Here is a 13,505-nt window from a genome sequence, read left to right as displayed (position 1 = left end):
CGGATTACAACCTGCTAGTACCCCACTCACCCGCGCTTACCCCGCACCCGAATCACCGTTAGGGAGTAAGGGGCCGCAGTGTAGGTGAAGTTACGGCCTGCTTTATAGGCCTTGGTTTGGGGCAGGACTGCCTGTGGGGTGGCGAAGGTATTTTGAGCGGCTTTTGGGCCAGCGAAGGTGGTGAGGGTAGCAACTGAATTCATCCCCTTGAAGCGCGACAAGTCCACCGTAAACGGCTGGGCGCTACCTCCCGCATTCACTAGCTTCACAATGATGTCGCCGCTTTGGGCATCCCGCACACAGGAAGCGGCCACGGTATCGGCAGCTACAGTTGTAGGCAGGCTTACCACGTTGGCGCAGTATTCGGTGCCGGCGTTCTGGCCGAATAAAGCTTGCACGTAGTAGTTGGCGGTGGGCACTACCGTGCTGTTGTTGAAGTAAATGAGGTCGGGGTTCCACTGGGTGTGGTTTTCCTTGGCTAACAGCGGGGCGTAAGAGGCTAGCCGCACCACGTCGCCGTTGCGCTCCAAAGAGGTCATGTACGCGGCCTCGGCCAAGGCATTGAACAGCGTGTTGCCCCGCGAAGCGTACTCGCCCAGATACACCTTGGATTTGCTTCGGTCGTAACTGTCGTAGCGGCGGTTGTTGGCCAGAAACCACTCTGGGTTTTCGTAGTAGTGCTCGTCAACCAACGGCACGTTCAGCTGGTTGGCAAACGCCCAACCCTGCTCGAAATCGTCGCCTTTTGGAGACGGCCCTACCGTACCAATTACTTCAATAGCGGGGTATTTGGCTTGTACGGCGTCATAAATGAGCTTGAACCGCTCCCGAAACTCGAGGGTCTGCTTGTCCTCGTTGCCGATGCCGATGTAGTGGAGGTTGAACGGGGCTGGGTGGCCGGCCGCGGCCCGCTTTGCGCCCCAGGTGGAAGTAACCGGGCCATTAGCGTACTCAATCAGGTCTAGCACATCTTGGGTGTAGGCAGCCATATCGGCCAGCGGCACGCACTGCTGGCCGGTGCCCCCAATGCGCCACGACCCGCCCGAATTCTGGCAACTCACGCCGGCGGCCACCACTGGCAGCGCTCGGGCCCCCAGGTCTTCGCACAGCTGAAAATATTCGAAGTAGCCCAATCCGGCCGTTTGATGGTAGCCCCAGATGTTGCGCTGAGCCACACGCTGCTCTACCGGCCCAATAGTTTTCTTCCAATCATACAGATTGTCGAGGCCGTCGCCGTGGGCTAGGCAGCCACCGGGAAAGCGCACGAAGCGGGGCTTGAGGTCAGCTAGCGCCTGGGTCAGGTCGGCGCGCAGACCATTGGGGTGGTTACGAAACGTCTTCTGCGGAAACAACGAAATCATGTCCAGGTCCACCACGCCCTTGCCGGTGACCAGCACTACCAGGCTAGCATCGGGAACACTGGCGTTGGGCGCGAGCATGGCGCGGTACTGCTGCCACTCCCCTGCTTTCGCCGACAGCGTAGTTTCGGCCAGTATCGTGCCTTTCGCATCGCGCAGTTGCACTAGTAGCGGCACAGCTCCTGCTTTCACCCGCGCCCACATCGAGAAATCGTACTTCTCGCCGGCTTTCAGCGCAATGCCATCGAAGCCGGAATTCTTAATGCCCAGGCCTTTCTGAAACGGATTCTCCACCCGCAGTTGCACGTAGTGCGGGTTGTTGGCGTGCAGCGGCGCGGCGCTTTCCACCGACAAGCTACCCATGGCGTATCCCTCGTGCAGGTAGTCCCAACTGGTAAGCGGGTGCCAACCGCCCTGGTCACTGGGGCTGTACTCGAAGGAGCGGTTCTGCACCAGTTCGGCATAGAGGCCACCGTCGGCGGTGTAGTTGATGTCCTCGATGAAGATGCCAAATAAATCGGGGCTGATGGGCTTGCTAGCGGCAACCTTCTGGGCCGCAGCGGGCAGGCCGGCAAGCAGCACCAATGCTGCTGTACCTATTTTTAACAGGTTCATAGCTACTTATTTTAGTTTCACCGGCTGGATGCCGGCGTGGGTGGGTTTCACGGGCTTGATGCTGCCGTCGGCGTTGAATTCCAGCTTGTCAATGCACACCTCGCGGTGGTAGCCAGGGCCATTCATGGTAATGCCCTTCGGGTAGGTGAAGCGGTGGTACACGATATACCATTCGTCGCGCCCCGGCACCTGAATGACCGAGTTATGGCCGGTGCCATAGATGCCCAACGCCGGGTTTTTGGCGATAACCGAGTTGTTGGCGGGCACCGTAATCTTGCCCAGCGGCGTGTCGGAGGTGCCGTAGCGCACCTGGTAGTTGGGGCTGCCGGTGTCGTCCTCGCTCCACATGAAGTAGTACTTGCCATTGCGGTAGAATGCGTAAGCACCCTCGCGGAAGGTGTTATCGGGCGTCATCACCTGCGTGGTGCCGGGTTTCAGGCTCGTCAGGTCGTCATTCAGCTCCGCGCCGGCCATGTAGCCATTGCCCCAATACAGGTAAAATTTGCCGGTTTTGGGGTCGCGGAAGGCCGCGGGGTCAATCTGCTGGCCGCCTTTCACGCCCTCGGGCAGCTTGTCGAGCAAGGGCTGGCCCGAGTCTTTGAACGGGCCGGTGGGGCTGTCGGCCAGCGCCACGCCAATCTTGGCACCCGCGCAGAAATAGTAGGCGTACTTGTAGCCAGTGGCCGTTTTTTGCTCGATAATGGTCGGCGCCCAAGCGCTTTTCTTCGACCAGCTCACATCCTTCGGCAGGTCCAGAATCACGCCCTCATCCTTCCAGTTCACCAAATCGGGCGAGGAAAACGTCTTGAAATACGTGCCCGACCAGCCATCAAACCCATCGCTCGTGGGATAGAGGTAGAACTTGCCGTTTTTCTGCGAATACAGAATATCCGGGTCGGCGTAGTAGCCGGTTAGCGCGGGGTTATGGGTTTCGGTCACGCTCACCTGGTAGGCGCGCTTGGTGGCTCCCTGCCCTACCGTGTACGTCACGGGGCCTTTGATGAAATTCTGCGGACTGCTGGGCGTGACGGGCAACGCGGGGTTGCGGAGTTGCAAGTCAAACGATTTCAGGTTATTACCTGCCGGCACAATAAACGCCACTTTGCCAGCGGTACTGTCTACCACGGTGTTGTTTTTGCGGATAGAGGGGTTAGTAGCCGCCAGCAGCACATCAGAGGGCACCATCCAGCGGGCGGCTAGGCGGGTAGCTTCGGCAGCCGTAATGGGCATGACGGTGCCGTGCCGCGGGTGGAAGTTCATGCTGATATCCTGATCTACTACCGTAAAGGTTTGCAGGTCGCGGGTGCGGGTGAACTGGTACTTGCCGCTGGTGTACATATCGTACATCAGGATGTAGTCGGGCGAGTTGTTGAGCTTGAAGGTGCCTGCGCCTTCCACTGGGCTAGTGGTTTGCTGCACGTATTTGTCGCCGAGCACGTAGCCCTCGGTCAGCTTGTCGGACACAGCTATTTTGATGCCGTTGCCCTGGCCTTCGGTTTTGAAGAACAAGTAAAACTTGCCATCCTTGGCTACAATGTCGCCATCAATGCACGAGCCGTTGGTGGGACTGAAAAACAACTGCTTCGGCTCGCCTTCCAGGTCGGTGAAATCCTTGTTAGCGTAGGCGTAGTAGATTTTATCGGGCTCGGCGCCGTACTGCAACGAGAAGTACACCATGTACTTGCCGGCCTTGGTGTCGTAGATGGTTTGCGGAGCCCACACCCGCTTCAGGTCATCTTGCTTGGCGTAGCGCTTCTGAAAGTTGATGACACTGGATTTCCAATTAATCAGGTCCGTGGACTTGAGCAGCACCATGCCGCGGTTGGAACTCCAGCCCTTGGCCGATACCATATCGGTAGCCACCATGTAGAAGGTTTTGCCATCGGCTCCGCGCAAGATGTGCGGGTCGCGCACCCCGCCGGTTTCGCTGATGGCGGCCGAGCTAACCACGGGTCGGTTGCCATTCAGGGCGGTGTAATGGTAGCCATCGGGACTGAGGGCAAAGCGGATGGCTTCTTCCTGTTTCTTGTTGTCGTTGCCGGTGAAGTAGGCGAACAGGTAGGCACTGTAGGGTGCGGCAGCGGCAGTTTTCGCGGCTTTGGCGGACTGGGCACTGGCCGGATTAGTCAGCGCTAGGGCGCTCAGCAGTAGGGTCAGAGAAAAGGGGCGTTTCATTAAAACGGGTTGAGAAAAGAAAAGCTGTAGAGCTTACTATTTGAAGCAGGAGGTACCAAGGAAAACATTGGTCATGCAGAGCGCAGCGAAGCATCTCGCGTGCCGATGTCTGGCTACTAATCCAACGATTGGAACGAGATGCTGCGCTCTGCATGACGAACGGCTTTTCTGGCATTATTTATTTAAAGCTTCACACTGGTTTTGCGGCCGGCGTACTGTACTTCCTTGGCCGGCGCGTTATCCTCGCCTAGCCCAGTACCGTGCTGTTCATCCACCAGCACCACCCGAAATGTGCGGCTGGCCTGCATGCCCGGGAAATTACCGGCGCGGTCCTCGAAGGTTAATTGCCGGGCTTTGTCGTTCCAGCGCATCCGAATGGTGGCGTAAGCACCCTTCTCGTAGTTGTAATTGTCGTTTTCGTCTTCGTATAGCGTGAATTCACCATCAGCGCCGGGGTACACCCGGATTTCCAGCGGCGCCCCGTCTTTCTCCCCGGTGTACTGCTGGCGCGGCCCCAGCGGCAGCACCGAGCCGGCCCGCACGTAGAGCGGCAGAAGGTCGATGGGCGTTTCGCGCTGCACGGTTTGGCCGCCAGTCTGGCGCTTGCCCGTCCAGAAATCAACCCAAGCGGTGCCAGCCGGCAGGTACACATCTACACTCTTCGTCTGCGCGAAATCCGCAGGTACGGGCACGTTCTTGTCGGGCCGGTTCACGTACTGCGCCTCCGTAACGGGACGCACTAGGAACGCGGGGCCGAACATATACTCATTGCCCAGGTCCGTTGCTTTCGGGTCGCGGGGGAAGTCCATGGGTAGGGCGCGCAGCAGCGTGCCGGCGTTGTGCGTCACGTTCCACATGTTGGAGTACAGGTAGGGCAGCAGCCGGTAACGCAGGTGGATGTACTTCTCCTGCGCGTCAAACGACCACGTGCCCCGCTCGCCAAACTGGTAAATCTCGCGGGGCGTGAACTCGCCGTGGCTGCGCATCATGGGCGTGAACGCCGCAAACTGCTGCCAGCGCGTGTATAGCTCCTGAAACGCCGGGTCCTTCACCCCTTTTGGGTAATTGCCCGACGGGAAAAAGCCGCCAATGTCGCTGTTCCAGTACGGGAATCCCGCCAAGCTCAAGTTGAGGGCAGCGGGCACCTGCTTGGCTAGCACGTCCCAGCGCGAATTTACATCCCCCGACCACACCATAGTGCCGTAACGCTGCTGCCCGGCAAAGGCCGAGCGCGTCAAAATGAATACGCGCTTGGCTTCGCTGGTTTGGCGCTGGTGTTCATACACGCCTTTGGTGCTCATGAGCGGATAAGCATTGCGCACTTTGCGGAAGCTACCCAGGGCGGTTTCGTTGTCGTCGTCGGTGTCGAAGGGCGTGAGTTGGTCGGGTTCGGTGGCATCCAACCACCAGCCATCCATGCCCAGCTTAAAGATGCCACTGTTCAGGTACTTCCAGTAAATATCGCGCGCCGCGGGGTCGAAGGCGTCGTACACTTTCACGTGGGGTGTGCGGGGCCAGGTGATGAAATCGAAGAGCATATCCTTGGCGGCAAACTCTTGGTAGGGCTTAGTTTTCTTGCCGAAGGAAGGCCACACCGAAATCATCTGGTGGGCGTGCAGTTGATGCACCTCGTCCACCATGCCCTGCGGGTTCGGGAAGCGCGGGTTGCCGAACTCCATGGAGTTCCAGAAGTCGTTGTTTTCGCCCCAGTACTGCCAGTCCTGCACAATGCCATCAAGCGGTATACCCAAACTGCGGTATTTTTTAACTACATCTACCGTTTCATCCTGGCTACGGTAGCGCTCCTTGCTTTGCCAGTAGCCCAGCGTCCAGCGCGGAAACATGGGAGCCGGACCGGTGAGTTGGCGGTAGCGGGCCACCACGCCATCAGCCGTGCCGCCGCCATTGAGCACATAGTAGTCCGCGCAGTCCCCTATTTCCGAGTCGAAGGTTGTGGCTTGGGCGTTGTCCTCGAATTTGGTGGTCGAGTAGTTGTCCCAGAACACGCCGTAGCCCTTGCTGGAATGCAGCACCGGCACGGCAATGACCATATTGTTCTGCTTGAGCGTCAGCTGCTTACCGCGGTAGTTGAAGGTCCCCTCTTGGTGCTGGCCTAGGCCGTACACTGCCTCGCCGGGCGCCAGCTGAAACTGCTGGCGCACCCGGTAGGTGGGCTGGTCGATATCAGTTTTGGCACTGAAGCGCGCCCCGTATGCCTTTTCGCTCAGCAGCGGCTGCCCCTTAGCAGTCCGGAAGCTGACCTGGCCGGTTTGCTGGTTGACCAGCACCTGCGTGCTTGCGCTGCCCACGGTAGCTACGCCGTTCTTTTCGCTGTATTTCAACTTGCCCGGCGCGGGCGTTAGCACCACCGCCAAACTTTTTTTCATGGCTTCCCGGTCTTTCGGAAACTTCAGCACCCGCACGATATCAGGCGAGTAAAACTGCACTTCCACGGTCACTGAGTCGGTGCTGAGCTTGAGGCCGGTAGCGGTAGGCTGGTAGCGCTGGGCCTGAGCGGCAACGGCGGTAGTCAGTAGTAGCCCCAGGCTGGCTAATGGTTTAAAGCTAGTTGGAAACATTCTGTTTGGGGGTGGGTAGCAAATGTTGTGGGGAGGATCAGGAAAGAATCAATCGTAAAGCCATAAACTAAGCTGTCCGCCTGAGGCTAGCAGCATCAACCGCAAGCCCTGCGTGGTGCGCTCGAAGGCCAGTGGCAACTAGCTCGGGCCAACCCACCGAATAATTTTCGGGGTTGAGTGCAGCAGCCAGACGGACCTGCTAAAGCTAGGTTTTATTGAAGGCGGCAAGGCAGTTCATTGGCTTCGAGTCAGGGAAAGAGCAGTACGGTACCATTAAAGCAAATAATGCAGGGCGCAGGCAGCTGGCAACTAAATAGCGAAGGCTGCTTTTCAGATTAGCTCAACTATGCCCTTGCTTGCAAAGATGATTAATTTTCGCACAATCGATTGTGCTTATGTAAATAAGTATGCAGCACTACGGCTCAAACTATGAGCAGCCTGCAACTCAAGGAGTAACGGGCGAAAAGGAAGGTTGAGCGAACAGGCAACTGAGGCCAAGTATACTGGCAGCAAGGTCAGTTTTTATAAATGACCATTGTGGCACAAATCAGCTTTTTAAGGGGTAATAATTCGTCAGGCAGCTGTTTCTGCATTCAATTTTAAGCTCCCGGCACCACTCCTAGCCCATAATCGAGACGGAAGGCCATTTTGCAGCCATGTGCTAGCCCTCTGGTTCAACAACCATAGGCTGGCGGCTTGTAACAAAGGAACGGCGGCCTGGCAACGTGCAATGCCAACCGCTTCGCTTATCTTTGCTGCCGTTTTCAAGCCAGTTATTTTCCCCTCCTCACCATCTCCGCTCTCACATGATTATTGGCGTCCCGAAAGAAATCAAGAACAACGAAAACCGCGTGGGTCTGACGCCCGCCGGCGTAGCTGAACTCCGCAAGCATGGCCACGAGCTGTACGTGCAAAGCACAGCCGGACTGGGCAGCGGCTTCCAGGACGCCGAGTATGAAGAGGCCGGCGCCACTGTATTGCCTACCATCGAGGAGGTATATGCTAAGGCCGAGATGATTGTGAAAGTAAAGGAGCCGATTGCGCAGGAGTACCCACTTATCAAGGAAAACCAGCTGCTGTTCACGTACTTCCACTTTGCCTCGGGCGAGGAACTGACCCACGCCATGATTGAGCGTAAAGCCGTGTGCCTGGCCTACGAAACCGTGGAACTGCCCAGCCGCGCCCTGCCCCTGCTCATCCCGATGAGCGAAGTAGCCGGTCGCATGGCCCCGCAGGAAGGTGCCAAATACCTGGAGAAGCCGCTGAAAGGCCGTGGTATCCTGCTGGGCGGCGTGCCCGGCGTGAAGCCCGCCGAGGTGCTGGTGTTAGGTGCCGGCATCGTGGGTACGCAGGCCGCTAAAATTGCCGCCGGTCTGGGCGCGCAAGTGACCATCATGGACATCAGCCTGAACCGCCTGCGCGAGCTGGACGACTTCATGCCCAAGAACGTGGTGACGCAATACTCCAACGAGTATAATATCCGCGCGGCCATCAAAACTGCCGACCTCATCATTGGCGCGGTGCTGATTCCGGGGGCCAAAGCGCCGCACCTCATCACCCGCGAGATGCTGAAAACCATGAAGCCCGGCACGGTACTCGTGGATGTGGCCGTGGACCAAGGCGGTTGCATCGAAACCTGCGAGCCCACCACGCACGAAAACCCCACCTTCATCATCGACGACATTGTGCATTACTGCGTGGCCAACATGCCCGGCGCGGTGCCCTACACCTCTACCCTGGCCCTGACCAACGCTACACTGCCGTACGCCGTGAAGCTAGCCAACCTGGGCTGGCAGGAAGCCTGCCGCCGCGACGAGGCCCTGCGTCTCGGCCTGAACGTGGTGCATGGCGAAGTGGTGTACAAAGGTGTAGCCGAAGCCTGGAACCTGCCGCTGGTTGACGTGCAGAATGTGTTGGAAGGCGCTGCTGTGTAATTGAAAAGTAGAAGCAAACAATAGATATTGGGCGTTCTGACAACTTCATGGTTGTTAGGACGCCCAATTTTTAATTCAACCCGGCAGCTGGTGGCTCTCATTCAATGTGCAGCCTGACTTCGTAAAGTCACCATTTTTAATCTTCAATTTTTAATTTCCGATTGATTTGAAAGGTATTCTGTTCACTGGCGGCGAGCTAACCGACCTCGTCACGTTTGCCCGGCTTCCGGTGTATCTACAAACCTTCCTGCGCGAGCAGAACGGCGTAGTAGCATATTTCGGGGGCCTGCACATCCGGGGCTGCGTGGCCGAACCCACTTGGCACTCTTTGGACGTGGCTTGGCACGGCGAAGAAGCCTTTTGGCGCACTTATGATGAAGTAATGGAATCCGATATTCCATTCGGGCAGGACTGTGTAGGCAACCAGTTTCTGCTGCGCGGCGACGCGGTGCTGTGGCTGGACACCGAAACCGGCGAGCTGGCCGACTTGGAAGTGGACTTTAAGCATTTTCTGTTTGGGGCTGAAAAATTTCCGATGGATGCGCTGAGCATGGAGCCGTTACGAGCTTTTCAGCAAGGTGGCGGCGTGCTGCGGCCGGGCCAGTTACTAAGCGTGTATCCGCCGTTCTGCATGGCCACCAACAACCAACAGCCCGCCAGCACCAAAGCAATAAGCGCTGCTGAACGCCTGGCTTGGCTGGCCAACTTCTACCGCCAGATCAAGGATTTGCCTGATGGGCAGTCCATCCGCTTCACGCCCGACCAGAAATAGTGCTTGGTATTCATCAGAACAACCTAAGCGCTGCCATCTAAGCACCAAGCACTAAGAACCCATGATTTCACCGCTTTTGCGCCTGTTGCTGCGTCGGTTGCTGCTGCTGATGGGCGTGTATGTGCTGCTCCGGCTGGGCTTTTACTGGGCCAACCGGAGCGTATTTCAGGAGGCACCCACGGAGCAAGTGCTACTGGCGTTCTGGCACGGCTTCCGCTACGACATTTCGGCACTGCTGCTGCTCAACGTGCCGTTTCTGGTGCTGTCGTTGGTGCCGGCTTTCAGCTTCCGCTGGCAGGGCTTCTTGCGCGGGTTCTACCTGACCGTCAACGCCGTTGGCATTGCCCTGAACCTGATTGACACGCAGTATTTCAAGTTCATCGGGCGGCGCACTACCAACGAGCTGTTCACTATCACCGACGACATTCAGCGGCAGGCGGGGCAGCTGGCGGGGCACTACTGGTTTCTGCTAATTCCGTTTGGGGTGCTGTTTGGCCTAGTGTGGTACTTTTACCCCATGCCTTCCGAGGCCGACGCTGCCTACTATCAGGCCCGCCCAAAGCGGCGAGTGTGGCAGCCGATTGTAGAGGTGCTGCTCCTGGCCGGACTCACGGTGCTGGGTATCCGGGGTGGGGTACAGCTCAAGCCCTTACGCACAGGCCACGCCTTCATGCAGACGCCGCCCGTGCTGGGTCACGTGGCGCTGAACAGCACCTTCACCTTCCTGAAAAGTTTGCGCACGGAAGCTCCCGAACGGCGCACGTATTTCCCCTCAATGGCGGCACTGAAGCCGGCGCTGGCCGCCCGACCGCCTGGCCCGCGCCCCGGTGCCCCGCGGGATAATGTGGTGATTCTGCTGATTGAGAGCTTTGCCTCCGAGTACAACGGCATCGAAAACGGTGGCAAGGGCTACACGCCGTTCTTCGATTCGCTGGCTACTCAGGGGCTGTTTTTCCGGCAGCATTACGCTAACGGCCGCCGCTCCATTGAGGCGCTGCCGGCGGTGCTGGCGGGCTTGCCGGCCCTCACCGAAAACTCGTTTATCACCTCTGATTTCCAGACTGATGAACTGCACGGGCTAGGCGAATTGCTGGGGCGGCAGGGCTACGCTACCTCGGTATTCCATGGAGCCACCAATGGCACCATGGGTTTCAACACCTTCGCCGGCATTACCGGTATTCAGCAGTACTACGGCCTAAGCGAATACCCCGGCGGCACCTCCAGCCCCGATTTTGATGGGCACTGGGGCATTTTCGATGAGCCCTACTTACAATATTTCGCTAAGCAGCTGGGGCAGCAAAAGCCGCCGTTTTTCTCCACAGTGTTCACGCTCACTTCGCACGAGCCGTTTCCGGTGCCAGCGCAGTATAAGGGCAAGTTCACGGCCGGCGAACTGCCCATTCATGCCTCCGTGCAGTACACCGATTTTGCGCTGCGGCAGTTCTTTAAAACCGCCGCCCGGCAGCCGTGGTATCAGAATACGCTGTTCATTGTGCTAGCCGACCACACCTCCCAAACCCTGCGTGCCGAGTACCAGAACACGTTGGGTTCCTACAAAACGCCGCTGCTACTCTTCCACCCCGGTCATGCCTTGCCCGCCGCCAACGTGCAGCGCATCACCCAGCAAGCCGACATTCCGGCCACCGTCCTCGACTACCTGGGCCTAGCGCCGGGGCAGCCACTGCTGCCGTTCGGCTACTCTGTGTTTGACGCCGGTACCACCGGCCGGGCCTTGTTCTTGAGCGGCGGCAGCTACTTCCTCGTCCACTCTGACTATGTGGCCGAACTCACCACCGACAATCAGGTGCGCCTCTACCCCTACCAAAAGCATGCCCTGCCTGCGCTGCCCCTAGCTGCTCCCGACCCGCAGAAGCTCCATCAATACGGCAACGAGCTGAAAGCCTGCGTACAGTTCTACCTCAACGGCCTCGCCGACAACACGCTTTACAAGTGAAATGGTGAACCTGTGAGATGGTGAGTTTACTGTTCTGCTGGCGCTACTTGCGCAAAACCGTGCGACTAGAACATAAAACGCACCATTTCACTAACTCAAAACCTCACCATACGGCGGCACTTCGCTTAGCCGCTCGTTGGTGCGCTGCGCGAGATTTACGCGCCAGCAAAAATGCTGCAACCCGTTGGTAAGCAGCAGCAGCGGCGCCCCGATGGTTTGGTTGTAGGTGGCGGCCTGCTGGGCTACGGCCGCCGTGATGGGCACGGTGGGCCGCTTGCATTCCACCAGCAGCAGCGGGTTGCCGTCGGGGCCGAGGGCCCAGAGGTCGGTGCGCTTCTGGCGCTGGTTGTAGCGGTGCCCCCGCTCGATGCTCAGCAAGCCGCGCGGGTAGCCTCGGTGGTTTATCAAATAATGAAGAATGTGCTGGCGCACCCACTCTTCGGGCGTCAGCACCACGTTCTTGCGGCGCAGTACGTCCCAGATATATAGAATTTCGCCGGTTTGCGTAACTTTGTACTCGAAAGGCGGCAGGTTTAGCTCTTGCATCACCTCCAAAGGTACGGCCTGGGCTCTGTTCCCGCTTTTCAATTCCGTACCGTCGCCCTATCACAAGGTCGGCGGTTTTTTTATAGGGTCTTAGGAGCTTAGTGGCTTGGCTTTATTCGCCGCCAAAGCCCTAAAACCCCAAGCCCTATCCAACTAAGACCCCAAATTCCCAATAAACCAAGACCCTAATGAAAACCAAATCAGACATCGTAGAGAACTGGCTGCCCCGCTACACCGGCGTTCCGCTAAAAGAGTTCGGCCAGTATATTCTACTCACCAACTTTCTGAACTACGTGCACATGTTTGCCGAGCAGTTTGGCGTGGAAGTGCGCGGCCTCGATAAGCCCATGCAGTCGGCTACGGCTGGCGGCATTACCATCATCAACTTTGGTATGGGCTCCCCCATGGCGGCCACCGTAATGGATTTGCTGTCGGCCATCAGGCCCAAAGCGGCGCTGTTCCTGGGCAAATGCGGCGGCCTGAAAAGCAAAACCAAGCTCGGCGACCTGATTCTGCCGATAGCCGCCATCCGTGGGGAAGGTACTTCCGACGACTACTTACCTGCAGAAATTCCGGCCCTGCCTTCGTTCCGCTTGCAACGCGCCGTGAGCAGCATGATCAAGAAGCACGAGAAAGACTACTGGACCGGCACCGTGTACACCACCAACCGCCGGGTGTGGGAGCACGACGAGAACTTCAAAGAGTACCTGCGCCAGATTCGGGCTATGGCCGTGGATATGGAAACGGCTACCATCTTTACGGTAGGCTTCGTAAACGAAATTCCGCACGGCGCGCTGCTACTCGTGAGCGACAACCCGATGACGCCGGAGGGCGTGAAAACGTCGGAGAGTGACAAAAAGGTGACGGCCGATTTTGTGACGGCACACCTGCAAATCGGCATCGACTCGCTGCTGGAACTGAAGAACTCCGGCGAATCGGTGAAGCACATGCGCTTTGAATAGTGCAAGGCACTGAGAAAACACTAGTTGCTTAGTACCAAGCATAACGTTTATCCCCAGTAATTTGTAGTTACTGGGGATTTTTTTGCAGTTTACTTTCTTCTTACTTTTCCTTATTCATTTCGTTTTAATATCGACCGAGACGTTTATTCTACATGGGTGCTTTTTCTTCTACCTACCTTGATATTGAGTATCAGTCTATACCGCGGGTGTTGGCGGCCCACTGGCGGCGCGGAGTGATGCCATTTGAGCTGCAACGCGGCTACATGGCTATGCTAGATGAAGCCGTGTCTCGCCGGTGCCGCTTTTGGCTTATCAACCTCAGCGGCCGGGCTAGCGGCGTAAGTGCCACCGACCTGCAATGGATATTGGAAGAGTTCTTTCCGCAACTCCCGTTGCGGCTTCGGAAGCCCGTGTACATTGCCTACCTAATGGCGCCGCACCAACTAGCTGGCTCCCTCGCTGATCCTAATATTCCTAACGCCTCGTATTACGACGACCGTTCTTACCGCATAGAGCGGTTTACAGTAGAACCAGAGGCCCTAGCCTGGCTCCAGAATTGCCGCCAGGAGGATGCCAAAATTCGCCGCCGCAAAACCGCGTAGGGGCGCGT

Annotated in this window: 9 protein-coding genes; 5 read left to right on the top strand and 4 right to left on the bottom strand. The window is 57.6% G+C overall.

The genetic code is table 11. The features are described from left to right. Positions 1-26: 26 nt before the first annotated feature. The 3 genes from G536_RS30005 to G536_RS0110115 form a co-directional block, all read right to left on the bottom strand. Entirely contained in the window at positions 27-1,973 is a 1,947-nt protein-coding gene (locus tag G536_RS30005) for an alpha-L-arabinofuranosidase C-terminal domain-containing protein (RefSeq protein WP_022823479.1), read from the bottom strand. 6 nt (positions 1,974-1,979) lie between these two features. Continuing rightward, positions 1,980-4,148 carry a glycoside hydrolase family 43 protein gene (locus G536_RS0110120; protein WP_022823478.1) on the bottom strand — a complete coding sequence of 723 codons (2,169 nt, stop codon included), beginning with the start codon at positions 4,146-4,148 and terminating at the stop codon, positions 1,980-1,982. Between the two features lie 182 nt (positions 4,149-4,330). Beyond that, positions 4,331-6,727 (bottom strand): glycoside hydrolase family 31 protein, encoded by a 2,397-nt coding sequence (locus G536_RS0110115; protein ID WP_022823477.1) that lies wholly within the window; start codon positions 6,725-6,727, stop codon positions 4,331-4,333. An 806-nt stretch (positions 6,728-7,533) separates the two neighbouring features. Here G536_RS0110115 and ald point away from each other — a divergent pair. From ald to G536_RS0110100, 3 genes are all read left to right on the top strand, one after another. Then, entirely contained in the window at positions 7,534-8,661 is a 1,128-nt protein-coding gene (gene ald, locus G536_RS0110110; protein WP_022823476.1) for an alanine dehydrogenase, read from the top strand. 166 nt (positions 8,662-8,827) lie between these two features. Beyond that, positions 8,828-9,433, top strand: a complete 606-nt coding sequence (locus G536_RS0110105; RefSeq protein WP_022823475.1) for an SMI1/KNR4 family protein — start codon at positions 8,828-8,830, stop codon at positions 9,431-9,433. 61 nt (positions 9,434-9,494) lie between these two features. Continuing rightward, a complete protein-coding gene (locus G536_RS0110100; protein WP_022823474.1) occupies positions 9,495-11,387 on the top strand; it encodes an LTA synthase family protein in 1,893 nt (630 codons plus the stop codon). A gap of 90 nt (positions 11,388-11,477) precedes the next feature. Here the strand turns inward: G536_RS0110100 and G536_RS0110095 are convergent, their stop codons facing one another. Further along, entirely contained in the window at positions 11,478-11,933 is a 456-nt protein-coding gene (locus tag G536_RS0110095) for a type I restriction enzyme HsdR N-terminal domain-containing protein (protein ID WP_033370014.1), read from the bottom strand. Positions 11,934-12,121: 188 nt separating this feature from the next. Between G536_RS0110095 and G536_RS0110090 the strand changes: the two genes are divergently transcribed. After that, entirely contained in the window at positions 12,122-12,895 is a 774-nt protein-coding gene (locus G536_RS0110090; RefSeq protein WP_022823472.1) for an AMP nucleosidase, read from the top strand. A 152-nt stretch (positions 12,896-13,047) separates the two neighbouring features. After that, the gene (locus G536_RS0110085; RefSeq protein ID WP_026880033.1) at positions 13,048-13,497 is read left to right on the top strand and encodes a hypothetical protein; all 450 of its coding nucleotides are present in this window, start codon (positions 13,048-13,050) and stop codon (positions 13,495-13,497) included. The last annotated feature ends 8 nt before the right edge of the window (positions 13,498-13,505 follow it).

The sequence above is a fragment of the Hymenobacter norwichensis DSM 15439 genome, assembly GCF_000420705.1.
GTDB classification, from domain to species: Bacteria; Bacteroidota; Bacteroidia; order Cytophagales; family Hymenobacteraceae; genus Hymenobacter; species Hymenobacter norwichensis.
Note: the sequence above shows the minus strand (reverse complement) of the source record. Positions and strands in the feature narration are given on the sequence as shown.

Coding starts and splice junctions, on each gene's coding strand:
- G536_RS30005 (WP_022823479.1), bottom strand. CDS start 1,973: ATGAACCTGTTAAAAATAGGTACAGCAGCATTGGTGCTGCTTGCCGGC.
- G536_RS0110120 (WP_022823478.1), bottom strand. CDS start 4,148: ATGAAACGCCCCTTTTCTCTGACCCTACTGCTGAGCGCCCTAGCGCTG.
- G536_RS0110115 (WP_022823477.1), bottom strand. CDS start 6,727: ATGTTTCCAACTAGCTTTAAACCATTAGCCAGCCTGGGGCTACTACTG.
- ald (WP_022823476.1), top strand. CDS start 7,534: ATGATTATTGGCGTCCCGAAAGAAATCAAGAACAACGAAAACCGCGTG.
- G536_RS0110100 (WP_022823474.1), top strand. CDS start 9,495: ATGATTTCACCGCTTTTGCGCCTGTTGCTGCGTCGGTTGCTGCTGCTG.
- G536_RS0110095 (WP_033370014.1), bottom strand. CDS start 11,933: ATGCAAGAGCTAAACCTGCCGCCTTTCGAGTACAAAGTTACGCAAACC.
- G536_RS0110090 (WP_022823472.1), top strand. CDS start 12,122: ATGAAAACCAAATCAGACATCGTAGAGAACTGGCTGCCCCGCTACACC.
- G536_RS0110085 (WP_026880033.1), top strand. CDS start 13,048: ATGGGTGCTTTTTCTTCTACCTACCTTGATATTGAGTATCAGTCTATA.